General features: G+C 60.4%; 23 protein-coding genes and 1 tRNA gene. 4 read left to right on the forward strand and 20 right to left on the reverse strand.

Translation table 11 applies throughout. The annotated features are described in order from the left end of the window. Nucleotides 1–16: 16 nt before the first annotated feature. The 16 genes from E7002_RS01980 to E7002_RS02055 form a co-directional block, all read right to left on the reverse strand. Entirely contained in the window at nt 17–226 is a 210-nt protein-coding gene (locus E7002_RS01980; RefSeq protein WP_066661158.1) for a CcmD family protein, read from the reverse strand. 15 nt (nt 227–241) lie between these two features. Further along, complete coding sequence (gene ccsA / locus E7002_RS01985; protein WP_303727246.1) at nt 242–1,006, reverse strand: cytochrome c biogenesis protein; 765 nt, start codon at nt 1,004–1,006, stop codon at nt 242–244. A 49-nt stretch (nt 1,007–1,055) separates the two neighbouring features. Beyond that, a complete protein-coding gene (locus E7002_RS01990) occupies nt 1,056–1,769 on the reverse strand; it encodes a heme exporter protein CcmB (protein WP_303727247.1) in 714 nt (237 codons plus the stop codon). Continuing rightward, entirely contained in the window at nt 1,769–2,494 is a 726-nt protein-coding gene (locus tag E7002_RS01995) for an ABC transporter ATP-binding protein (protein WP_303727248.1), read from the reverse strand. The genes E7002_RS01990 and E7002_RS01995 overlap by 1 nt, the downstream gene beginning before the upstream one ends. A gap of 1 nt (nt 2,495) precedes the next feature. Further along, the gene (locus E7002_RS02000; RefSeq protein ID WP_303727249.1) at nt 2,496–4,676 is read right to left on the reverse strand and encodes a heme lyase CcmF/NrfE family subunit; all 2,181 of its coding nucleotides are present in this window, start codon (nt 4,674–4,676) and stop codon (nt 2,496–2,498) included. Nucleotides 4,677–4,703: 27 nt separating this feature from the next. Next, nucleotides 4,704–5,372 (reverse strand): cytochrome c maturation protein CcmE, encoded by a 669-nt coding sequence (locus E7002_RS02005; protein WP_303727250.1) that lies wholly within the window; start codon nt 5,370–5,372, stop codon nt 4,704–4,706. Between the two features lie 200 nt (nt 5,373–5,572). Then, on the reverse strand, nt 5,573–6,277 hold the full coding sequence (locus E7002_RS02010) for a cytochrome c3 family protein (protein WP_303727251.1): 705 nt from the start codon (nt 6,275–6,277) through the stop codon (nt 5,573–5,575). A 277-nt stretch (nt 6,278–6,554) separates the two neighbouring features. Next, the gene (locus E7002_RS02015; protein ID WP_369692482.1) at nt 6,555–7,382 is read right to left on the reverse strand and encodes a TrmH family RNA methyltransferase; all 828 of its coding nucleotides are present in this window, start codon (nt 7,380–7,382) and stop codon (nt 6,555–6,557) included. Between the two features lie 74 nt (nt 7,383–7,456). After that, nucleotides 7,457–7,532: transfer RNA gene (locus E7002_RS02020), tRNA-Ala, on the reverse strand. A 67-nt stretch (nt 7,533–7,599) separates the two neighbouring features. Next, entirely contained in the window at nt 7,600–7,941 is a 342-nt protein-coding gene (locus E7002_RS02025; RefSeq protein ID WP_303727252.1) for a Veg family protein, read from the reverse strand. A 142-nt stretch (nt 7,942–8,083) separates the two neighbouring features. Then, nucleotides 8,084–9,043 (reverse strand): 16S rRNA (adenine(1518)-N(6)/adenine(1519)-N(6))-dimethyltransferase RsmA, encoded by a 960-nt coding sequence (gene rsmA / locus E7002_RS02030; protein WP_303727253.1) that lies wholly within the window; start codon nt 9,041–9,043, stop codon nt 8,084–8,086. After that, nucleotides 9,033–9,620 carry a flavodoxin family protein gene (locus tag E7002_RS02035; RefSeq protein ID WP_303727254.1) on the reverse strand — a complete coding sequence of 196 codons (588 nt, stop codon included), beginning with the start codon at nt 9,618–9,620 and terminating at the stop codon, nt 9,033–9,035. Before E7002_RS02035 ends, rsmA begins: the two co-directional genes overlap by 11 nt. After that, on the reverse strand, nt 9,602–10,549 hold the full coding sequence (locus E7002_RS02040) for a TatD family hydrolase (RefSeq protein WP_303727255.1): 948 nt from the start codon (nt 10,547–10,549) through the stop codon (nt 9,602–9,604). The genes E7002_RS02035 and E7002_RS02040 overlap by 19 nt, the downstream gene beginning before the upstream one ends. Nucleotides 10,550–10,552: 3 nt before the next feature. Beyond that, nucleotides 10,553–12,133, reverse strand: coding sequence for a methionine--tRNA ligase (metG, locus tag E7002_RS02045; RefSeq protein WP_066661121.1), 1,581 nt, complete (start codon nt 12,131–12,133; stop codon nt 10,553–10,555). 100 nt (nt 12,134–12,233) lie between these two features. Continuing rightward, on the reverse strand, nt 12,234–13,238 hold the full coding sequence (locus E7002_RS02050) for a hypothetical protein (protein WP_303727256.1): 1,005 nt from the start codon (nt 13,236–13,238) through the stop codon (nt 12,234–12,236). Nucleotides 13,239–13,252: 14 nt separating this feature from the next. Continuing rightward, nucleotides 13,253–14,479, reverse strand: coding sequence for a hypothetical protein (locus E7002_RS02055; RefSeq protein WP_303727257.1), 1,227 nt, complete (start codon nt 14,477–14,479; stop codon nt 13,253–13,255). 487 nt (nt 14,480–14,966) lie between these two features. Between E7002_RS02055 and E7002_RS02060 the strand changes: the two genes are divergently transcribed. Next, complete coding sequence (locus E7002_RS02060) at nt 14,967–15,161, forward strand: Nif11-like leader peptide family natural product precursor (protein ID WP_303727258.1); 195 nt, start codon at nt 14,967–14,969, stop codon at nt 15,159–15,161. Between the two features lie 113 nt (nt 15,162–15,274). Here the strand turns inward: E7002_RS02060 and E7002_RS02065 are convergent, their stop codons facing one another. The 3 genes from E7002_RS02065 to E7002_RS02075 all read right to left on the reverse strand — a co-directional run bounded on the left by E7002_RS02065 (nt 15,275) and on the right by E7002_RS02075 (nt 18,857). Further along, the gene (locus E7002_RS02065) at nt 15,275–15,829 is read right to left on the reverse strand and encodes a M48 family metallopeptidase (protein WP_303727259.1); all 555 of its coding nucleotides are present in this window, start codon (nt 15,827–15,829) and stop codon (nt 15,275–15,277) included. Further along, nucleotides 15,826–16,683 carry a 16S rRNA (cytidine(1402)-2'-O)-methyltransferase gene (gene rsmI / locus E7002_RS02070; protein WP_303727260.1) on the reverse strand — a complete coding sequence of 286 codons (858 nt, stop codon included), beginning with the start codon at nt 16,681–16,683 and terminating at the stop codon, nt 15,826–15,828. Before rsmI ends, E7002_RS02065 begins: the two co-directional genes overlap by 4 nt. 197 nt (nt 16,684–16,880) lie before the next feature. After that, entirely contained in the window at nt 16,881–18,857 is a 1,977-nt protein-coding gene (locus tag E7002_RS02075; protein WP_303727261.1) for an FAD-binding protein, read from the reverse strand. Between the two features lie 137 nt (nt 18,858–18,994). Between E7002_RS02075 and E7002_RS02080 the strand changes: the two genes are divergently transcribed. The 3 genes from E7002_RS02080 to E7002_RS02090 all read left to right on the forward strand — a co-directional run bounded on the left by E7002_RS02080 (nt 18,995) and on the right by E7002_RS02090 (nt 22,736). Continuing rightward, a complete protein-coding gene (locus E7002_RS02080; protein WP_303727262.1) occupies nt 18,995–19,639 on the forward strand; it encodes a TetR/AcrR family transcriptional regulator in 645 nt (214 codons plus the stop codon). Between the two features lie 91 nt (nt 19,640–19,730). Next, nucleotides 19,731–22,238: an excinuclease ABC subunit UvrA gene (locus tag E7002_RS02085; protein ID WP_303727263.1), complete on the forward strand. Its 2,508-nt coding sequence runs from the start codon at nt 19,731–19,733 to the stop codon at nt 22,236–22,238. Between the two features lie 21 nt (nt 22,239–22,259). Beyond that, nucleotides 22,260–22,736, forward strand: coding sequence for a pyridoxamine 5'-phosphate oxidase family protein (locus tag E7002_RS02090; RefSeq protein ID WP_303727264.1), 477 nt, complete (start codon nt 22,260–22,262; stop codon nt 22,734–22,736). Between the two features lie 16 nt (nt 22,737–22,752). Here E7002_RS02090 and E7002_RS02095 read toward each other — a convergent pair whose 3' ends face one another. After that, entirely contained in the window at nt 22,753–23,709 is a 957-nt protein-coding gene (locus tag E7002_RS02095) for a 4Fe-4S binding protein (protein ID WP_303727265.1), read from the reverse strand. Nucleotides 23,710–23,712: the final 3 nt, after the last annotated feature.

Raw genomic sequence — 23,712 nt, forward strand, 5'->3', positions numbered from 1 at the left:
TTCCTTCTTGGTAAAGCTATTTCTTGGTGATGCTGTCGGTGGCATCGGCTTCCTTGGCAGCCAACGCCTCTTCCAGCACGGCCATCTGAGCTTCGGTCTTCTTCAGACGGACGGTGATGAGTACAACGTACACCAAAAGCGCCAGCCAAACGAGCGCATACGCCGCAATAACATAAGGGGCGGAAGGAAGGATGGTCGCGTAGATCTGTTCGAGAATGGGATTCATGATTGCTCCTTCGGGTTAGTCGTCAAGCTGCTCTTTGATTCGCTCGGCACGGGCATCGAGCTCCGCCGCGCGTACGCGAAGACGGAACAGGCCATACGTGACGAACAGCATGCCGAACAGCGCAAGCAGGAACGGCACGAGCATATCGGGCGAAAGACCCGAATCGGTACGGAAGATAACGGGGTGCACGCTGGAGGGAATGAGGCGCGTGATCATGAAGCACACGGGAACGTCCGCGAACATGATCAGGCCGAACACACTTGCGAACACGGCGCGGCGCTCGGGATCGTCGATGGAAGCGCGCAGCACGAAGTACGCAATGACCAGCAGCATAAGAATGAGGTACGTGGTAAGGCGAGGCTCCCACGTCCACCAGACGCCCCACTCGAAGCGCGTCCACATCTCGCCCGTGACCATAACGGCGATAACGAAGACGAGCGCGACTTCCGTGGCAACCTTGGCACGCAGGTCGTAGCCAGCGTCACGCGTCATAAGGAAGCGCACGCAGTAGTACGCGGTAACCATCAGGGCCACGAAGCTGGCAATGGCGGTTGGCACGTGGAAGTAGAAGATCTTCTGCGAGAAGAGCAGCTGGTTGGCAACCATCTGGCCGCCGATGACCTCGACGCCGTCGATGGCGGCACCGTTAACAGGCCCAGCCAGCGTAAATGCCAGCACGAAACCCACGGTAGTCAGCAGCGCACCAACGAGCGTGATAGCGGGGGCAATGCCATCCCACCATCCACCCACGCGGGGGCTTTTCGTAGTTTTACTAGTCATACCTTTCCTTTTGTCGTAGTTCTAAACGCGTAGCGTTACAACAATCACCCTAGGCGCTGATCACGAAGTCGTACAGCACCCAAGAAAGCAAAACCATGACCACGTCATAGCCGCCCGCCAGGGCAAGAGCTGGCACGAACATGGACTCCACGTCGCCGCCGGCGATGACGACCGTGGTTGCCGAGACGCAGGCGTAGAGCAGCGGATAGATCAGCGGGATGAACAGCACGGCCAGCAAGACGTCCTTGCCGCGCGTGTTCACCGTGATGGTGGCAAGCAGCGTGCCGATGCCGGCAATGCCAATGGTGCCCACCAGAAGCGGCAGGAACAGCAGGGGCCAGGTGTCGGCTGGCGTGGTAGTGGTGAGGAAGAAGAAATAGAACAGCGGCAGGACGATGATCTCCACCGCCAGCAGGAAGAGCAGATTGCTCGTGGCCTTCGCCAGGAACACCACACTACGGTCGAGCGGCACCAGCAAGATGCCCTCGAGGCAGCCATTTTCCTGCTCGTGCGCGAAGCTGCGGTTCAAGCCCAGCAGCGACGTGAACACGATGAGGGCCCACAGCAGGCCCGCGCTCATCTGCAGGATATCGAACGTGTTTGCCGTCTGAGCCAAGGCGGCGCCATACACTACCAGCACCAGAAACGCGTAGATGCCCATAGCGGTAAGCATCTCGCGCGTGCGAAACTCGCGGCGCAGGTCCTTCCCCAGCAGATTCAGGTACTGCTGGAACGTAGACGGCTTGCGGATCGTAACGGCCATTAGGAAACCCCCATCCCTACCGTCTTCTTGTACAGCTCTTCGAACGCCTGGAAATCGATGTCCTCCTTGGGTGCGTAGGCAACCTTGCGCCCTTTCGCCATAACCAGGGCGTGCGTGCACACGCCAAAGCCCTTGCGCAGGTCGTGGCTGACCATGACGAACGTACGGCCGCTGCGCACCTGCTCGATGAGGTCGTCGAAGATCTCCATGGCGTGCGGGTCGAGGCCAGAGTACGGCTCGTCGAGCAGCACAACGTCGGGGTCATGCAACAAGGCGCGCGCAATGCACAGGCGCTGCGTCATGCCGCGGGAAAACGTGCGCACGGTATCGAGACGGCGGTGCGAAAGCTCCACGGCCTCGAGCATTTCGTCCACGCGTTCCTGCGCATTCACGATGCCATACAGACGTGCGGCCAGAAGCAGGTTCTCCTCGGCCGTAAGGTCGCCGTAGAGCATGGAGTTATGCGAGATGAGGCCAATATGCTCACGCGCAGCATCCGGATCGTCCTTCAGGTCGATTCCGGAAAGGCTTGCCCGACCACGCGTAGGACGCGAAAGCGTGGCAAGCATGCGCAGAAGCGTGGTCTTCCCCGCTCCGTTCGGACCGAAGATGGAGAGGAACGCCCCGGCGGGAACGGTCAGCGAAAGATCGTCGACGGCCTTTCGCTGACCAAATACCTTGCTGACATGGGAAAGTTCAATTGCGGCTTGAGGGGCGTCTTCCACCCTAATCCTCCTTGTTGGGCAGGGAAACCGGCTGTGCCTCATCCGCCTTCTGCTTACGCGAACGACGGCCAAGAGCAGCGATGGCAGCGCCCAGCATGAGCATGCCGAAGCCAACCCACACCAAGCTGATCTGCGGGTTCACGCGAACGTCCAGGCTGTAGTCGCCCGCATTGTTCACACCCTTGTACACCACGAACAGGTCTTCCTCGGCGAAGCTGATCACCGCGGCGTTCGACTTGGTCTGCTGCGTGCTTTCCACCAGCTGCATGCTCGGGGCAACATGGCCAATATACTCGCCATTGCGATACACGTCGAATTCGACGACGTAGTAGATGTCGTTGCCGCTATCGCCCTCGAAGATCTCGTTACCCGTGTACTTCAGCGTGAAGTCCTGGATGGTGAACTCTTCGGCGGTATCGGATTCCTCGTCATAGGCAATGTAGCCCGTCTCTTCCGTAACGTACATGGAAGAGCAGATGAGGCCAATGAGGATGACGGCCATGCCCAGATGGGCGGTGTAGCCGCCAATGCGCGAGGCATTGCCGCCAATCATCTTGAAGAACGATGCCACGGGGTTCGTGCCGTGCGCCTTGGCGTAGGCGCTGCACGTACGGCCAATGAGGAACAGCGTGTTGAAGAACAGGATGCTGGCAACCAGGAAGCCCACGATGGTAAGACCCTTGTAGTACCAACCCGGGCCTTCGGCAGCCAGGCCCATGCCCGCGCTACCGCCCCCATCGATGATGGCGTCATAGCTGGGGAACAGGTACGTGAACGAATAGACTACCAGGACCACGAAGAGCACCAGGGCGCAGATGGCGGGCACCTTGGCCTTCGCCAGGAAGGCGCTACGCTGCGTGACCGTCCAGCCCAGCAGCGGGCATACGGCCAGAACGGCCAGGTAGAACACGCCAAGCGGACGCGCCACGGCGTTGAACGTGCCCGTGCTCACGCTGGTGCCGCCGAAGGGCATCCAGCTGGGCAGCGCGCTGGCCACGGTGAGATAGCACACCAGGATGGCGAAAACGAGCATGAGTACGTTATTGAAGTAGTAGGCAGCCTCGCGGGAAACGAGCGAATCCACCGCTTCGTCGGCAGCGCTCTTGGGGGCGAAGCGCTTCCAGCGCAGCGCCAGGCCCACGATGCCAGCCAGAAGCGAAAGCACGATGAGCGAACCGAACAGCGCCAGGGAAACCGGATCGCCCTCGAAGGCATGCACCGACTCGATCAGGCCGGAACGGGAAATGAACGTACCCGTGATAACGAACGCGAACGTGATGCACGCGCACATGATGGACCAGCGCTTGAACGCACCGCGCTGACGGTAGATGGTAAGACTGTGGATGAGCGCAACGCCCACGAGCCACGGAAGCAGACTGGCGTTTTCCACGGCGTCCCAGCCCCAGTAGCCGCCCCAGCCAAGCACGACGTAGGCCCACACGGAACCTAGGCCAATGCCGATGCCCAGCATCCACCAGGCAACCATGGTGTAGCGCTGCGAACGGCGCACCCAGGCATCGCTGCTATCGCCAATGACCAGCGTGGCCACGGCATAGGCAAACGGAACGGTAAGGCCCGAATAGCCAATGAACAGCGCAGGCGGATGAATGGCCATGGCCCAGTGCTCCAGGAGCGTGTTCATGCCCCACAGCGCAGCCGCGCCGGTAAGGTTGCCATCGGCATCGAAGTAGCTTTCCGCCATGGCAACGAACGGGCAGTTATCCTCGGAGAAGAGCAGAATGCCCACGAAGCCAGCCAGCACCAGCTGGATGACGACCAGCGCCACGCTATCGAGCTTTTCGGTGCGCTTCATGTTGCGGAGCGACATGACGGAGGCAAACAGCGAAATGAGCCACGCCCAGAACAGCAGCGAGCCCTCGCGACCCTCCCACAGGCCGGAAATGCGATAGAGCGTTCCCAGAATGCCCGTCTGCTTGCTCTGCGCGCCAACGACGTATTCGATGCTCGTATCACCCGTGAGGAAGCAGTACACGAGCAGGCCACAGCAGAAGGTGAGCGCCAGGAACGTGACGATCACGGCCACATGGCCGCCCCAAACCAGCGTCTCGCCCGCGCCCTGGGGGTTGCGGGAACGAAGGGCAACGCCGGCGATCAGGCAGACCACGGACACGATGATGCCCGCAAAGCCAACCAGCAACCCCATCAAACCAATGAATGCCATAGATAGAACCTTTCTTACCGGACGTGGCTATTCGGCCAAGGCCACGTTCGTTGCGGAAAACTTGCCGTCTTCGGTGAGGTTGCCCGTAAGGACGACGGAAGCGCCATCGGCAAGCGTCTCTTCGGAAACGGCACCGTCGAAGAGGACGGAGACGGTTGCACCCGTATCGGCGTCTTCGAGCACGAAGCGATCGCCCTGGCCGGCAGCGTTCTGACTACCTGCCTGAATCTTGCCCGTCACGCGAACGGTGGTACCGGTGATGTCGGAGCCATAGCCCATCATGCGATCGACGGTAAGGGCCTCGGTGCCGCTCTCGTACTTGGAGGGGCACTTGGTGACCATTTCGCTGGCATACAGAACGCCATCATCGCCAATCTTGCCCGTGCAAATAGCAGTCACGTCGTTGCCGAACGTGGAAGCTGCGGCACCGTCGTAGCTCACGTTGAGCGTAACGCCGTCTTCGCTATCGGGATCGTAAATGGAGAACGTGAGCACGTTACCAGTAGTCGTGTACGAATTTTCAACGACATTGCCGGTTACCTGCACACGCTGGTCAACGTATTGGCCGCTCGCCGCGTCGGCGACGCCAATGGTCTTAGCGGCCGTGCTGCCGCCCACGATAGCAAGAATGAGGATGAGCACCATGACGATAACGCCCGTGACGACGATCATGCGCTTCTTCGTTTTAGCGTTCAATGAACTACCTTCCCACCTGTTTCAAAACAGTCACCCAGACTACCAAATGGTACCAGAGCGGTACTCCTGACAATCCAGAAGTGACAATACCCCCAAAAGCGCAACGAGGGACCTACCGGCGAACCGGTAAGTCCCTTCGTATTGCTCGTTATTCGCTAAACCCCTCTAGCGAATAACGTTTGGTGCCTCTTAGGCAGACGTTACGACAGCGTTTCAGCCGTAGCAAGCGCCTTCTGACCATCAGAGTACGTCAGCCAGCCGTCGGGCATGCTAGCAGCAGCCTCAGAGTGGCACTGCGTGCAGTAGAATACCGACGCGCGGTGCGACTTGTGGCACTCGCTGCAAGCGATCTCGCCGTGCTGCCAACGATGCGGATTGAAGTCCATGTCGGACGTCAGCTCCGTCAGGTCCTCACGCGTAATGTCGTGACAACCGCTCTTCAGGCAGAACTCATCACCCGTGCCCTCTGCGTGGCCCGAGTTCACCATCAGCTCTTCGGTGCCGACTTCCTCCAGCGGGTAATAGTAATCGCCCGTGATGGTTTCGCCGACCTCGGTGAGCTGCTGCGACAGGGTGGGCACATGGCAGCCCAGGCAGTTTACGCCCTGCTCCTTGTGCGACACAACCAGCATCGCATTGGTGTTCGATACCTCGTTGCCGTACTTGTCGATGCCGGTGGTGTTAGCCTCCTGGTCGTACGTGGCAACATAGGCATCCATCGACGTGTGGCACACTGCGTTGCAGAAGCTCGGCTGGTTATGCCAGTTCCAGAAGCCAATGCCCGCGACAGCGATCACAACGACGATGATTCCCACCACGATAGGCCACTTCTTCTTTTTGTTAGCAGGCTCTGCAGCTGCCTGCTGAGTCGCGGCCGTGGTGGATCCCTTAGTCTCCTCGCTCATTCCTAACCTCCTTCCAAATACTTCTCTGTTTTACCTCCAGTTGGAAGGTGCAGCTGCAAGTGCACGCTTCCACGCCTCCGCACTGTACGGTAAAACCCCTCGTCAAGGCATCACCCATTAAGGGGGATTCTTGACCTGACCGCGTAATCATACAAAAACGTGGGTTAAGACACAACGTTTAGTTTGCCTGTTTGTCGCATAAATTTTCCCCGTCGAGCCAAAATGGTTGCTTTTTAGGGCAATGCATATTTTGTATCACCCGCAAAATGGGGTACCACTAATAGCGTTTGCGAAGCTCCCAAAACGCCACCGCGCTTGCGGCGGCAACATTGAGGCTATCGACCCCATGAGCCATGGGAATCTTCACCGTGAAAGTGGCTCGGGCGATGGTTTCGGGGTTCAGGCCCTCCCCTTCCGTGCCCATGATGATGGCGAGCTTCGGGCACTGGAGCAGACGCTCGTCGCCCAGGAAGATGCTGTCGTCGGAAAGCGCCATGGCGGCGGTCTGAAAGCCATAGCGTTCCAGAAGAGGGATGCCCTCGGCTGCCCATTGCTCATGCTTGCGCCCAATGCGCGTCCACGGCACCTGGAAGATCGTGCCCATGGAAACGCGCGCAGCACGACGATAGAACGGATCGTGACACGAAGGCGTAAGCAAAACGGCATCAATGCCCAGCGCGGCCGCAGAGCGGAATGCAGCCCCAATGTTCGTGGCATTCATAACGTCCTCGAGCACGGCAATGCGCGTTGCCCCGGCAAGCACCTCGTCCACAGAGGGAAGCTGAGGACGATACAGGCACGCCACCGCGCCACGCGTGACGTCGTAGCCCGTAATGGCCTTGAACACAGCAGGGTCCGCAACGAGCACGGGCGCGCCCAGGTTCTCGAAGCGCTCGATAAGGCCCTGCGATTTCGCAACCCACTTCTGCTCCATGAACAGGGAATGGGGCTTCACACCCGAATCGAGAGCGCGATTGATGACATTTGCCGACTCGCCAATAAACAGTCCGGGACCCACCCCCTCGTCGCCTCGAAGCTGCGCGTCACGCATGCCCGCGAAGGGCTTCACGCGCCCATCGGTTGGGTCGGTAATCTGATGAATCACGGCTCGTCCTCGATTTCCCTGTCGCGAATACGAAAAAGGCCACCCGCGATAACGCGGGCGGCCTACATGATCAATGGTGGAGATGAAGGGGATCGAACCCTCGGCCTCAGCGTTGCGAACGCTGCGCTCTCCCAACTGAGCTACATCCCCATTGGTTCAGCAAGAAGGTATTTTGCCCATTGTCCTGCTGCATGTCAAGCGAAAAGAGACTTATGAATTAGTTCTCCACCTGAGCGGATTCCATCACGGGAAGCGAGGATTCCTCGTTGTCGCCAGCAATGGATTCGATGAGCGATCCAAACAGGGATTCGCCATTCTGGCTCAGCTCGACGGTGCCCGTGAGAACGTCGACGTACTGGTAAGACTGACGAGACGTACGACCGCGCTTGCGATCGACCTCCATAATGAAGAGCTGCGGGTGAACCTGCACCAGCACGCCCTCGGATTCGACGATTTTCGAACGACCCATATTCGCACGCACCGAAAGGCGCTGACCAACGAACTCGTCGAGCTTCTGGTGGATGGAATCGACTACTTTAACCTGCTGTTCTAGTTCCATTCGTACTTCCTTGCGTCATATCGTATAAAAGACGGCAAGCGACATTCTATCACGCGCGTCAATCAAAGCGCAGATGAATGATACCCAGCAGGTAATCTTAACCGATGTTTCACAATTGGCGACAGGTGTTACCCCTACGCGACTACGCTATGCCACGCTCGTGGGCAACGCGGCCAAGCTGGATGAATTCCTGAAGCGAAAGGGACTCGCCACGACGCGACGCATCAATGCCCGCCTGGGCAAATACCTCACGCAGGTCGTCGGGCGTAACGCCCTCCCCCGACGCCGCAGCACGACCCGAGAAGTACGTGCGCGACGAGTTGAGGATGGTCTTACGGCGCGTGGCAAAGGCGGCGTCTGCCATGACGGCCGTAGCGCGGCGCTCCTCTTCGGTAATGCCCAATTCGTCCAGGGACACGCGGTCGAGGCGAATCACGCTGCTATCCACGCGCGGCGGCGGGAAGAAGTTACCCGGCGACACGGAGAAGCGGCCAGCGGGGCGCGCGTACAGGCCCAACTTCACGGTAAAGCCGCCGTAGTTCTTCGTGCCAAGGGTTGCCGCCATGCGATCGGCGACTTCCGCCTGGACCATGACCGTAGCGCTGGCAAGGGAGTCGTAACGCTGAAACGCATCGAGCACGAGTGTGGCGGCAACCGCGTAGGGCAGATTCGCCACGAGCTTGTTGGGCTGAGCGGGCAGCTGATCGGGTTGCAGTTCCAAGGCATCCTTGCTGATAAGCGAGAAGACGGCACCCTCCCCTTGCGCGGGACGTCCCTCGGCCTCATCGTCCAGGTAGAACATCATTGCAGACGCGTAGGGAGCGCACGTGCGCGCAAGCACGGCAGGCAGGTCGGTATCGCGTTCAACGGAAATGACGGTGCCCGCCTTGCGAAGCAGCGCGATGGTGAGCGTGCCAATGCCCGGACCCACTTCCAGCACCACATCGTTCGAGCCCAGCTCGGCAAGGTCGCAAATCTTGGAGACCACGCCATCGTTGATGAGAAAATGCTGGCCAAGAGCCTTCTTGGTGGCTAGCCCATGCGCATCGAGCACGTCACGCGTAGCGGAAACGCTCGCCAGGGGTGAAAGCTTATCGGCCATGTTCGTTTCCTTTCGCGGAAGCGGCATCGGACGGAAGGGGTGCTACCCCATCACGCATGCCGAGCCATTCGTGAACGTACTCTTCGAGCGGCGCTTGGGCGCCAATGCATCCAACGCTGCGCTGCAGGTTGAAGCCCGCCACATGAAGCGCCGAACGCGTGCAGGTGGCAAGGGGCTCCCAGCCATAGGGATCGCCACCCTCGCCCACGGCAAGCAAGTGCGCGGGCCTGCGCATGCCATGGCGCGCATCGCCCCAGTACAAAGGCTGCAAGCGATCGAGAAGCGCTTTATACCCCGCAGGCGGCCCGGCAAAGTACACCGGACTCGCAATAAACAGTTCGTCGGTACGCGCAAGCGTGGCCAGAAGGCCATCCATGTCGTCGCGCTGGAAGCACGCACCCGCCTCGCGGCACGCATCGCAGCCTATGCACGGGCCAATGGAGAGCCCAGCCAGGTCGATGCGCGTAAGCGCGTCTTGGGGAAATCGCTGGGCGAGGAGCCCTTCGGCCAGTGCAACGGCGCTGGCCGAACGCCCCGCTAAACGAGGCGAAGCGCATATTATCGTGCGTTCTGCCATTCCGTCGGCTTTCTATCCAAGAGGCCCAAGGCGTTGTCATGCAGGGTCTTCAAGAATTTCCGGCGTTCTTCGCCAGGCTCGATGCCACGTACTTCAGCCAGGCGCTCGGCGGTGAAGATGATGTATTCGGGGCCGTTTTCCTCGCCCCGCAGCGGCACGGGCGTCATGTACGGGCAATCGGTTTCCGTAAGCAGCCTGTCTTCGGGCACGAGCTTCGCGGCCTCGCGCGCCTCGTCGGACGACGCAAACGTGATGGCGCCGCCATACGCGATATAACAACCCGCTTCGATCCAGGGTTCAAGTTCGCTGGCAGACAAGCTGCAGCAATGCAGGATGGTGCCCGCAGCGGGAAAGCCCTCTTCACGCATGATGGCGAGCGCATCGTCGTGCGCTTCGCGAATATGCAGAGCCAGGGGCAGTCCCGATTCGTGTGCCAGCTGGATCTGACGGCGGAATACGCGACGCTGCACGTCGCGCGGGGAAAGGTCGTAATGATAGTCGAGGCCCACCTCGCCCAGGCAGCTGGTACGGGGGTCGCGCAGCTTCGCCTGGAGCTTCTCGTCGGTGAAGCCCGTGTAGTCCTTCGCGTTATGCGGATGGCAGCCACATGCCAGGCGAATCTTCGGCAGCGAAACGAAGCGATCGGGTGCGATTTCGGTAAGCCAGGCGGAGGCGCCCATCTTCCAACCATCGAGCCCCGCATACGTGGAACCGGCATCCTCCACGATGTCGGTCACGTTGCAAAGGAAGTCGACCCCATATACCGCCGCGCGCGCCAGGGAAAGGTCGCAATGGCTCACCATGCCCAGATGGCAGTGCGTATCGGCTACAGCACCTTCCAGCTGGGGAGCCGGCACGATCTTGTACGTACCGTTCTTGCGCTTCTTCCTGAAGAGCGTGTCGTAGAAAACGGGGTCGGCTTCGGTCATAAACTACTCCAGATTGAGATCGATCTCGTCGAGGGCCAGGCGCGGGAACAGCGGATCGCCCTTTTCGACGGCATTGCCAACGGGCAGCTGGCCCCAAGCACTGGCAGCCTGAATATCGGTTACGGCAGTGATGTCGCCCAGCGACAGGCGACGGAACACCTCGTTGGACGTGTTGGGCATGAACGGCGCCATGAACAGGGCGATGATGCGGCACGCCTCGAGTGCGTTGTAGATGACGGCAGCCAGATCGTCGGCCTTGGCCGGATCCTTCGCCAGATTCCACGGAGCGGAATCCTCGACGTAGTGGTTCACCAAGCCGGCCAGTTCCTGAACGGCAGCGGCAGCGCCCGTGAAGTCCACCTGATCCATGCAGGCGTTGTAGCGCTCATACAGGCCATCGGCCACCTCGCGCAACGGGTTTTCGGCGGCAGATGCGGGAGCGGCGGGTACCTTGCCCTCGAAGTACTTGCCCGTCATGTTGAACACGCGCGAGCACAGGTTGCCCCAGGTATTGGCCAGATCGGCATTGTAGACCTGCACCATGCGCTCCATGGAGATGTTGCCGTCGTGACCGAACTGCACGTCGCTCATGAAGTAATAACGGTATGCGTCGACGCCAAATACCTTCACAAGGTCCTTCGGCATAACGCCGTTGCCCTTGCTCTTGCTCATCTTCTCGCCCTTGGTAAGCAGGAAGCCATGGCCGAACACATGCTCGGGAAGCGGCCAACCGGCAGCGATGAGCATAGCGGGCCAGATGACGCAATGGAAGCGCGTAATGTCCTTGCCCACGAAGTGGTACTGGAAGGGCCAGCGGCTATCGAACTCGCCTGCGCGATCGGGATCGGCAAAGCCCAGACCCGTGGGGTACGCCAGCAGGGCGTCGGCCCATACGTAGGCCACGTGGCCCTCGTCGAACGGCAGCGGAACGCCCCAGTCGAACGTGGAGCGGGAAATGGAGAGGTCCTTCAGGCCGCCTTCCACGAACTTCACGATTTCGTTGCGGCGCGTCTGCGGCAGGATGAAATCGGGATGCTCCTCGTAGAACTTCAGCAGCGGCTCCTGCATTTCGGAAAGCTTGAAGAACCAGTTCTCCTCGCCACTGGCCGTTTGCACGGGACGATGGCAATCGGGGCAGACGTACACGCCGTCCTCGTTCTTCTCCAGGTCGCTTTCCGCGTAGTAGGTTTCCTCGTGTACGCAGTACCAGCCCTCGTAGCTGCCCTTGTACAGCCATCCAGCCTCATACAGATCATTCCAGAACTTCTGAACGGTGCGCGTCTGGCGGTCCTGCGTGGTGCGCACGAAATCGGTATAGCTAATGTCGAGCAGGTCCCACGTGTCGCGGAAGGCAGGTTCCATGCTGTCGCACCAGGCCTGCGGCGTCATACCCTTGCCCTCTGCGGTATCGGCCACCTTCTGGCCATGCTCGTCCATGCCCGTGACGAACGCGACATCGTAGCCATCCATGCGCTTGTAGCGGGAAAGCGTGTCGGCGCCGACGGTGGTGTAAGCCGTGCCCAGATGAGGGGCGGCGTTCACGTAGTAAATTGGCGTGGTAATGCTGAAAGTGCCTTTCGACATGGGTGCTCTCTTTCGACTAACCCTTAGACCCGCCAAGCGGGCGTATTCTTTTCTGCAAGTAAACGAGTATAGCGGCAATTGGACCGCGCCGAGCACAAACCTAGATTTTCTGCATGTTGGCAAGCGTGTTGCTGTACCACCACTCGTAGTTGGGCGGGCAGTACTTCTGCGCATGCGAGACGGTGATAGTGTAGCCATACGAACGGGCCAAATAGGCAACATGCTGACGAGCGCCATCCTCCCAGGAGCTGAACGTGCGATAGCCACCCTTGCCATCCGTCCAGCCCCAAGCATTATAGCCGCCGGGAATATGCACGCCGTTGCTGCTTTCCGTGTTGGTAATGGCAGGCGACCAGCGTGGATCCACGCCATACTGCCACGCCGCCTCGGCAAAGGCGCGGCCCGTGCCCGCCATGGGAGTGCCAGCCAGATACGCGTCGATGCGCTGCGTCCAGGTTTCCACAAACGCATCACGACCCACCGACCAATCGACGCTGTTGTCAATGACGCCCGCACCTGCCAGCTTGGACGCCTCTTCCTGGGCTGCCTTCGCGGCACGATTCTGCGCTTCCTCACGCGCTGCCTCAGCTGCGGAAAGCGCGTCCGCAGCATCCTTCTGGCGCTGGTCGGCTTCCGCCTTCTGGCGCGAAAGCTCGGCTTCGGTTTCCTCGTATGTTGCCTTTAGCTGGGAATAATGCTCGATGAGGTTATAGTTGTGCCGCTCGATACTGTCGAGGTATTCCCAATTGTCGATGAAGGTTCCAATGTCCTCGGCATTCACGAGCAGATCCACGAGGCCATACCCGTTGCGGCGCATCTTGTACATGAGACGCATAGCCGCAGCGCTATCGTCTTTCTGGGCATCAAGCTCGCGACGCACCTGCGTAAGCGTCTTCTGATTCTCGTCGATTTGAACCTGCAGCGCCTCGACGGCAGCCGTAGCCTCGTCGTACGCAGCCGACGTCTGCTCTACCTGCTTTTGGAGCTCGGTCATTTCGGACTCGGAAACGGGAGCAGCCGTCTCGTACCAATCGGAATCAGCCCATGCCAGGCCAGGCGCAAGAGAGCACAATGCAACAAGGAATAGAGCAACTATGAGCCCCATCCCCCGCTTCATGACTAGATTTGATTCATCTGCGCCAACACGTTGTTGTACCAACCCGTCGAATTCGGTGGGCAATACTTCTGGGCCGCGCTATACGTGAGCGTGCTGCCGTAAATGCGGGCAAGCCCCGAAACATGGGCCCGGATGGCCTCATCCCAACTACTCCAGCTAGAAGAACCCCATCCCCAAGCATTATACGACCTGAAGCAATACGCGCCACAGGAGCTTTCCACGTACGAAATGGCCGGCGACCAACGCGGATCGACGCCATAATCCCATGCAGCCTCGGCAAACACCGTCCCCTGACCTGCCAGGGGCGTACCAGAAAGATATGCGTCGATACGGCCAGCCCACTGGTTCACGAACGACGTTTTGTCGGCAGACCAATCCACCGAACCCGAAGAGACGGAACCACTTACGTTGCCTGACGTATCCTGGCTGGAAGTGTCGACGGCGGGGTTTTGCGCGTCAACGCCCGCTTCGTTCGAGGCCTCGCTCGACGCGGACTCCGCTGCTGCAGCTGCGGCGGCAGCCTCGGCAGCCTGCTGAGCGGCAATGGCTTCGGCCTTTTCCTGAGCCTCCTGGCGGGCCGACTGGGCCTGAGAAAGCGCACGCTCAGCACGGGCGGCTTCGCTTTCGGCCTGTTCGGTCTGCTCCTCCAGCTCGGCCTGGGTGGTTTCGAGCTCTTCCTTCATGGAAGTGAGCTTGGCCAATTCGTTGGCATTATGGTCGTGCAGGCAATCGAGATAGTCGATATTGCGAATGAATTCCGAGAAATCCTCGCTAGAGAGGATCATCTCGATAAGTCCGCCACTCTCCTGCTGCAGGATGTACAGCACGCGAAAGGCATCGGCGCTGCGCTCTTCCTGTTCGGGAAGCTGATCGTTGATCTCGTCGATGCGCTGCTGGTTCTGTTCCATCTGCGCCTGAAGGTCCTCGAGCTTCTGAATGGCGTTGTTGTATTCGTTGGCCGAAGACTCGACCTGCTTCTGCAGGTTCGAAAGGTTCTCGGCAGACGTATCCACGTCCGAAGTGGCGGTATCGTCGGCGAAAGCGGCAGACGGCGTGGCGCCGGCTACGAGCGCGCATGAAACGAGAATGGAAAACGCGACGCGAGAGGCAGACTGGCCCGCATGCGCCGCTCGGCTGCGGCCGAACGAGAAACGCGAGGACACGCGATGGGCCGCTGACGCGGCCATACGCGCACTCGCGCATGGTTTGTCGTGCGTTTCTGGTGTCATGTACCATGCCTTTCCGTGGCGACATTGTGCCACCACCTGCTCCACGGTAGAACGCAAAGCTCGGCCCATTATACCGAAGCGCATTTCACGCCCCCAATCAACAGATTGGAAGCATGACGCCCCCGCAAGGGCAATACAGCAAGAATAACTACTTCACCTGGTAAAACACCCATGAAGGATGTATGTACTGCTTATGAATGCCACATGTCCGATATCATAACGGCCTCCCAATGAGCAGGCATACAAAACGCATTGAATCGCCTAGCCCACAAGCAGCCCGAAAGCGCCAGACGGAAACGCCCGCCAGGTAAACGTAGGTTACCGAAAACAAACAAACAGTCAACGGACCGCAAGAGAGCGACGTGGGGATTTCCGCGCATACATACAATGATAGACAACGCTGGCCGTGAAGAAGGGGTTTCCACGAAGGACACGGCAGAATGAATGCCCGTCTTCGCCCCGGCTCACCCAAGAGGAAGGAAGAGGGATGGATTTCAAAGACCTCAGCCCGGAGCTGCGTGATAAGGCGAAGGCGTGCAAGAACCCCGAAGAGCTGCTGAAGCTGGCCAAGGAAGAAGGCTACGAGCTTTCCGACGCCGACCTCGACGGCATTTCGGGCGGCTGGTCGTGCGACTCCTTTGGCGAGCGCAGCGACTGCCACCTGAATCAGTGGTACGAATAATCGCTTAACCACGGGCACAATCCACATCATCTAGAACGCGCCGGCAGAGCTCTACTGCCGGCGCGTTCGTCTTTAGCTGTCCAAAGACGAACGCAATTCCCCCACGAGCGCCATTACGCCTTCAGCTTGTCACGCGCCGTGCGCCAATCGGGCAGGAACGTGTCCATGAGCTCATGGAATCGCGGGCCGTGGCTCGGCTCGAGCAGATGACACAGCTCGTGCACCACCACGTACTCAAGGCACTCGGGAGGATACAGCGCCAAGCGCACGTTGATGCAGACGCGTCCCGTGGAGGGCTGGCAACTCCCCCACCTACTTTTCATGTTGCGATACGCAAGCTTCTTCACACGAACGCCCATGAGGGGCTCCCATCGAGCCACCAGCTGCGGCACGAACGCACTCACTACCGCGCGCCACTCCCGCACTTCCTCGGGCGTTGCCAGCGCAGCCGTGGTCTGCGGAGACGTACGCAGCGCTTCCTGCTGTTGCACGATCCACGAACGCTTGGATCGAATGAACTGCTCCACATGGGAAAACGGCATATGCATGGGAACGCTTGCCTGCACGTGGCCGTCGGGCGGCATCACGCGAATGCGCAGCGACTTCACGCGCTTACGAATGACGCGGACCTCGAATTCGTCCACGAATCGCAGGGTATCCTCTATCACGCACCCGCCTCCAAAACGATGGCGTATGCTTCGTTGCGCTTCAGGCCATACTCGCTCTGCAGGGCCTTCGTGATGTCCTTTCGCGTGTGCGTGCCTTCGGCAAGCAGCTCGGCAGCCCGGCTCGCCGCATCCTGCGCCGCATTGGCATGGACATCCGCACGCTCCTCGTCGTTGGGGGCATCGATGACGATGACGCACTCTCCGCGCATCTCTCCCGCTTCCGTACGACGCAAAATTTCCTGCGCCACCTGGGGCGCAATGTCGACGAACACCTCTTCATGGGCTTTCGTGAGCTCGCGGCACAGGGCAACGCGACGATGCGGAAAGGCATGCGCGATGGCCTGCAGCGCCTCACCCGCGCGACGGGGACTTTCGTAGAACAGCAGCACCGCGTCGAGGGCGGCAAGACCCTGGAGCACGCGTTCGCGCTCGCCTTCCTTACGCGGGAAGAACCCGCCGAAGTAGAAACGTGGGCACGTAAAACCGCTGGCCACGTAGGCCGTGGCAACCGCAGTGCCACCAGGAAGCACCTCTACGGGGGCGCCAGCCTCGCGAGCGGCGGCGATAAGACGCTGACCAGGGTCAGAAACCCCGGGCATGCCCGCATCGCTGCAATACGCAACCGTCTCGCCCGCCAGGACGCGCTCGAGCACTTCGCCAGCGCGCGCCTGGATACTCGCCTCGTCGCAGCGCTGCACGCTCGTGTGAATGTCGAAGAGGGAAAGCAGCTTGCCCGTAACGCGCGTATCTTCCGCATACACCACCGAGGCGGCGCGCAGCGCATCGAGGGACCGCTGCGTCATGTCACCAAGATTGCCCAACGGCGTGGGACAAATGTAGAGAACGCCCGACATGCGCCAACCCCTTCAATCGTTCTTCATAGTGGCTAGCAGCATACACCATGGCGCACGCACACCGCCCGCAACGATAACGAGAATCGCACCACGCGCACATGCGCATGGCGCGATAAGCCTAAACGCACCGAGAGCCCACTCACGAAGAGCGGGCTCTCTTGAAGGGAGGGATATGGTTGAGCGCTATGGGAGGGAGATTATTCGCTCAGCCACTTCATGTTGTCGGCGACGGTTTCGCCACCGGCGCGATACTCATGGCAGTTATTGCAGCTCATGGCATTACCGCCAAGCTGAGTGTCGGTGTAGTCGGTGCTGGAGCCATGGATCGGGTTGTACTTATCCCACAAGCCCAACGCCTCGGCTTCGGTACGGGCATCCTCGCCCACGGCGTTGCCCTCGCCATAGGCAAACAGATCGGGAGCATTGCCATCTACGATGGGAGCCTCGCCGATGGTGCCGTTCACGGCGCTTTCCGCGGCCACAAAGCCAAACGTGATGGCACGGCCAATGGACGTACCGGGAATATGACGCGGATAATTGCCCGCAAAGAAGCTACCAGATGCATTACCGCAGGCAAACAAGCCCGGAATGGGAGCATCGTTGACATCGAGCACGCTGCAGTTGCCATCGATGCACAGACCGCCCGTGGTGGCCAGAACGTTGCTGTTCGTAGTAAAGGCATAGAGCTTGCCACCGGTAAACGGAGCCGTCTGCGTAAGATCGCGATCGAAGTCCTCGTCACGGCCGTTCGCGAAGAAACCGGCATAACGCTCGAGCGTGGCCTTCAGGCCCTCGGGGTCGATACCGCACGCCTTGGCCAGTTCCTCGGCCGTGTCGGCCTCGTACAGCCATCCCTTGCTCTTGAATTCCTCGAAACCGCCGTTCTCCAGGCCCTCGCTCATGCCATCGTCGAAGATGTACCAGCAGTTCTTGCCGTATGCGGGCTGCGCGTTCTGCGCGTTGGAAACCACCTGGAACGGACCATCTTCGCGCACGAAGCGCTGGCCGCGGCCATTCACCAGAATGCCCAGGTAGACAGCATTCCACGTGCGGAAGTCAGCGAAGCTGGAAGGAGTGCCCCAGCGGAAGTTCATAACGGGATGCGGAATGGGGTCCATCTGAGCGCCCACGGCAAGGCCCATCATATGGCCATCGCCCGTGGTGCCCCAACAGGGATTCCACCAGCTGGAGTTCGCGTAATCCTCGGGGCGCGTCCAGGCTTCCATCATCTCGGGATTAGCATCGTAGCCACCCGTTGCCAGGATAACGCCCTGAGAGGCATTGGCGCGGAAGTAGCCGTTGTCATCACGCGCGATAACGCCCGTCACGCGGCCATCGCTATCGCGTTCAAGCTTCACGGCGGGCGTGCTGAAACGCATGTCGATGTTGTTGGGATACGCATTCTTGGCAATGTCCTGCATTTCCAGGCACACGTAGATGCCGGAAAGGCCACTGCGCACAGAAGCGCTCTGGGGCAGCGCAGGACTGTCGTAGAAACCCAGCTCGCTGGGAATGAACTGCGTCATAGCCGGGAAGCCATTCGTAGCCGGCGCCTCGGCGACCGGGGTGATAACGAAGCCATTGGCGCCCTTGTTCAGCATTTCCTGCCAGAAGTCGGTAGCCTCGCCGGAGCGCTCCACGTAGGTACGCGGGGCGTCGGGGCGAATGCGGTAATACGCCGAACGATAGATCTCGTCGAGCAGCACGGCGCGATCGATCTGCGTGCCAGCTTCCTTCTGCACCTTGGCATCCACGGCACCAAAGCACTCGAAGCAACCGCGACCACGCGTCATCTTTTCCAGCAGCAGGACCTTGGCGCCCATGTCGGCTGCCTTCAGGGCAGCAATGAGACCGCCCACGCCAGCGCCCACGACAACGACGTCGAAGTTCTCGTCGCGCTTGATGGCGCTTGCGTCCACGTTGGACTCGAACGCGACCGGACCACGGGGGCCAGGGCAGGTGGCCTTGCGCGCGGGCATGAGGTTCACGCCGTCGGAATAGATGTTCTGGTAATCGCCTGCGGCGCTACCCGAGGCAGTCGAGGCAGCCTTTTCCGCCGACTTGCTCTTCGCCGCGCCACCCGAGCAACCGGTGATGGCGGCAGCGCCCATGGCCATGGCGCCCAGCGCCGCGGCGCCAACGAAGTTCCTACGACTGACGTTTCTCTCTGACATATGGGATTCCCCTCCTTGTTTCTTTTACGGTTCCCCACGAAGTATACGCTGTATACTTCACGCAGAGTGTACGCTGTATACCTCTAAGATGCAATACAATTCTTCCTTGCAAAACGTCATCGCGGAAAGAGTTAGCCTTGAAATCCTCCCCACAAGCACAGCAACTGAGCCGAGAGAGCATTGCGCAAGCGGCGTTGCGCCTTGCCGACCACGTAGGAATCGAAAACGTATCCATGCGCAAGCTCGCAGCAGAACTCGGCGTAACCGCCATGGCCCTCTACCGGTACTACGGCTCCGTCGACGAAATCCAGGTCGCAGCACTGGCTTTGGCCTTCACCGAAGTAGACACGCACCCCATCCCCGGAGAGCTCTGGAGCGACACCATCCGCCGCACGACGAGCTCGATTCGGGAGATGTACTTGAATCATTCCACGGCGCACCTTCACACCGTAGAGTCGACGGGTGCGGATCCGGGCATGGAAGAGCACACCCAGCGCGTGTACAAGCTGCATGAAGAACAAGGCATTCCCGCCCCCATCCTGCGCAAGGCGTGGCGCATCATCGACGCCTACTTGGGCGGCTTCATCCTGGGAGAAACCGATGAACTGCAACATCGCAGCAGGTTCCCCCACGAGGAAACCGCCGAAACGTGGAGGGAAACCGCCGCAGGGGCCTATTCCGAGGAAACGTTTCACGACGGCATCGAAATCATCATTGCCGGCATTCGCGCCATGGCCGAACCCGACCCCTGCGATTGGCACACGCCGGAAGACCCACGGTAACGACAGCGAGTACGCGTACGCGCAGGACCGAGTGTCCTTCCATTAGGCAACGCACCATCCCTTCCCCATAAGGGCATGCCATAATAGCCCCATGGAACGAAGCAGAAAACATACGCCCGCACCCGACCACATTTCCGTGCGCGGGGCGCGCGTACACAACTTGAAAAACGTCGACGTGGACATCCCCCTGGGATGCTCCGTTGGCATCGCAGGCGTTTCCGGCAGCGGTAAATCATCGCTCGCCCTGGGCGTGCTCTACGCCGAAGGGTCGCGCCGCTACCTCGACGCCCTTTCCACCTACACGCGGCGCCGCATATCCCAAAAGACGCACGCAGCCGTCGACGAGGTCCGTCACGTCCCCGCGGCTCTGGCACTGCGCCAGCGTCCGGGCATCCCCGACGTGCGCTCCACCTTCGGCACATCCACCGAATTGCTGAACTACCTGCGCCTGGCATTCTCGCGCCTGGGAAACCACGTATGCCCCAACGGGCATGTCACGCCGCCCTCGCTCAACGTTGCGCTCGAGCAGCCAATCACCTGCCCCACCTGCGGCGTGGAATTCTACGGCCCCGGGGCGGAAGACCTTGCGTTCAATTCAACGGGCGCCTGCCCCACCTGTTCGGGAACGGGCGTCGTGCGCACCGTGGACGTATCCACGCTCGTACCCGACGAAACGAAGACAATCGACGAAGGCGCGGTGGTTGTCTGGGGCAGCCTCATGTGGTCGCTCATGAAAGACGTCTGCCGCGAAATGGGCGTGCGCACCAACGTGCCCTTCTGCGAGCTTACCGAAGAAGAGCGCGACATCGTGTATCACGGGCCGGCGGAGAAAAAGCACCTGCTGTACTACAACGAGAAATCGGGCACTGCAGGCGAAATGGACTTCACGTATTTCAACGCCATATACACCGTGGAAAACGCGCTTTCGAAGGTAAAGGACGAAAAGGGCCTGAAGCGCGTGGCGAAGTTCCTCACCGAAGGCCCCTGCCCCGACTGCAAGGGCACGCGCCTTTCCGCCGCGGCACGCGCCCCGAAGCTCTGCGGCCTGGGCCTGGACGAGGCAACCGCCCTCACGCTCGACGAACTTTCCGATTGGCTTGCCACCATACCAGCAGCAATGCCCCAGAACATGCGACCCATGGCCGAATCCATCCTGGCCGGCATGAACGAGCCCATCGAACGCCTTGGGCAATTGGGGCTTGGCTACGTTTCCCTCGACCGCGCCTCGTCTACGCTTTCCACAGGCGAACGCCAGCGCGTGCAGCTCACGCGCGCCGTGCGCAACCGCACCAACGGCGTGCTCTACGTGCTCGACGAGCCCTCCATCGGGCTGCATCCCTCCAACGTAGAAGGCCTGCTCGGCGTGGTAGACGACCTCATCGCCGACGGGAACTCCGTCATCCTCGTCGACCATGACGTACGCGTGCTGCGCGAATGCGATCACCTCATCGAGATTGGACCCGAATCGGGCGCCAAGGGAGGAAACGTCATCGCTCAGGGCACGGTGGACGAAGTCGCCGCTGCGCCTGCTTCCCGCATTGGCGCATTCCTGGCAGGCACGCGCGAAGTTAGGCGCAAGGCAGCCCCCTCCAGCGCCGATATCTTCGAACATGGAGCCATTCACCTGGAAACTGACGCAATCCATACCGTGAAGCCGCTTTCTGTTGACTTCCCCATGGGACGCCTTACCGCTATAACGGGCGTTTCGGGATCGGGCAAAACGACGCTTGTTCTGGAAAGCCTCGTTCCCGCCCTAAAGGCACTCATCGATGGCGCGAAGATGCCATCCCATGTGCTCGATGTCACCGCAGAGGGCATTAGGCGGGCGAACCTCATCGACGCCACGCCCATCGGCGTGAACATACGCTCCACCGTGGGAACGTATTCCGGGGTACATGACACGCTTCGACGCGCCTACGCCGCTACGCCCGCAGCGAAGGCACGTGGCCTGAAGGCGGGCGCATTCTCATACAACACGGGCGCGCTTCGCTGCCCCACCTGCGACGGAACGGGAACGATTTCCCTTGACGTGCAGTTCCTACCCGACGTGGACATCCAATGTCCCGATTGCCGGGGCAGCCGCTACGCCCCGGCAGCCAGGGAAATCCCCCTAAGCGAACAGGGCGGCCCCAGTCTCCCCGACCTTATGGCGCTTTCCGTTGACGAAGCCATCGAGGTGCTCTCCGGCATGCCCGGCGTAAAGAAGGCGCTGCAGAAATTGCAGGTCTTACACGACCTGGGCCTGGGATATCTCACCATCGGCGAATCGACGCCCGCGCTCTCGGGCGGCGAGGCGCAGCGCCTGAAGCTTGCAAGCGAGATGGGCAAGACCCAGTCGGACGCGCTCTTCGTATTCGACGAGCCCACCATCGGCCTGCACCCCCTGGACATAGAAGTGCTGCTTGACGTGCTGCAGCAGCTGCTCGACGCAGGGGCGACGGTGGTGGTGATCGAGCACGACCTCGACATCATCGCCAATGCCGATTACGTTATCGACCTTGGTCCGGGCGGAGGCGACGCGGGCGGTACCATCGTAGCCACGGGCACGCCCGAGCAGATCGCCAACACGCCCGAAAGCATCACGGGCAAGTACCTCTAGAAGAACATGCAAGGTGGAATCATGCGCAGAAGCGATAGAGAGATCACAAGCGAATCTGGCGTGCGGGACGTCCTCGATGAGGCGCGCATCATGCACGTGGGAGTCTTCGACGATGCATACCCCTATGTCGTGCCCCTGCATTATGGGTACGAATTCGCAAATGGCGAACTAACGCTCTACGCGCACAGCGCACGAGCGGGACGCAAGCTCGAGCTCATTGAAAAGAACCCCCATGTGTGCGTGGAAATCGATTCCGACCATGGCATCATTTCGGGCGGCGATACCCCCTGCAAATACGGGTCGGCATACGCATCGCTCATAGGGCGCGGCGTTGCCGAAATCGTAGCCGACCCCGCAGAGAAGGCCCACGCCATCGATCTGCTCATGAAGCACCAGACGGGGCGCGACTTCGCCATAAGCGAACGCATGGCCTCAACCGTTGCAATCATCAAGGTCACCGTACACGCGTTTACCGCAAAAAGAAATCCGGCGGACTAGCCGCCGGATTCGCACGCTATTTCACGCGTCCCCTCGCAGGATTCTTCCCCACCATGAATCGCACCGAGTGGGAGGGGCACGCATCGACGCACAAGCCGCATCGCGTGCACTCGGGGATGGATGGTGAATGCGGGTCAAGCCGCTCGGGGCAGGCCTTCACGCAGACGTTGCAATCCACGCCCTTGCTGCGCAGGCAGGTTTCCGCATCTACCTGAGGTGCCGTCTTCCGCGTTTTCGCGGAAACGAGGGAAAGCAGCGCAGCAATGGGGCACAAATGCGTGCACCATTTGCGGAACACCACCACTTCCAGAATGAGCACCGCGGGGATGATGAGCAGCCCCCACGACGTCTGGTTGAACCGAAAGAGGTTATACAAGCCGATAACCAGCCCAAACGATAGCCCCACGGGGCAGATGAGGCAAAACACCGGAAACCCGAACACCGCAGAGGAGCCCACGGCTCCCGCAAGCACGAGCAGGCGCGAATTCACCTGGAGGCCATCACGCTCGCCGCCAATGGCGGGAAGCGCCTTGCCGCAGGAGCCATGGCCGAGGAGGGATTCGGCCTGGGCGGCAATCTCCGCGCGCTCCTCTTCCGAGAACCGCGACGAAGCCAGTTCCGCACCCTGCGAATCGCCTGCGCTTTCGCTCTTGGCACGGGTGGCGCGCTTCCGCTTAGCAGAGCCCCTCCCCGTAAAGAAGCGCCTGATGTACTGCGTGGGACAAACCCAGGAGCAAAATGACCTGCCCAAGAAGACGGCCACAAGGAGCACGGCGGCGAGCAGCACCACGGCATGCAAGGCCAAGCCACCCGAACCAGCGAAGATCTCCAGCGCGCCCACGGGGCAGATCCAGGCAATGTCGCCCAAGCCCAGGGCAGAGGGAGTGCCTGTGGCCGAGTGAATGACCAGCCCCACGATGACGCTCGCGAACACGAGCAAGGCCACAATGCCGCGTATCTTGGATAGCTTCATGTG

The sequence above is a fragment of the Denitrobacterium detoxificans genome (assembly GCF_015062615.1).
Lineage (GTDB): Bacteria > Actinomycetota > Coriobacteriia > Coriobacteriales > Eggerthellaceae > Denitrobacterium > Denitrobacterium detoxificans_A.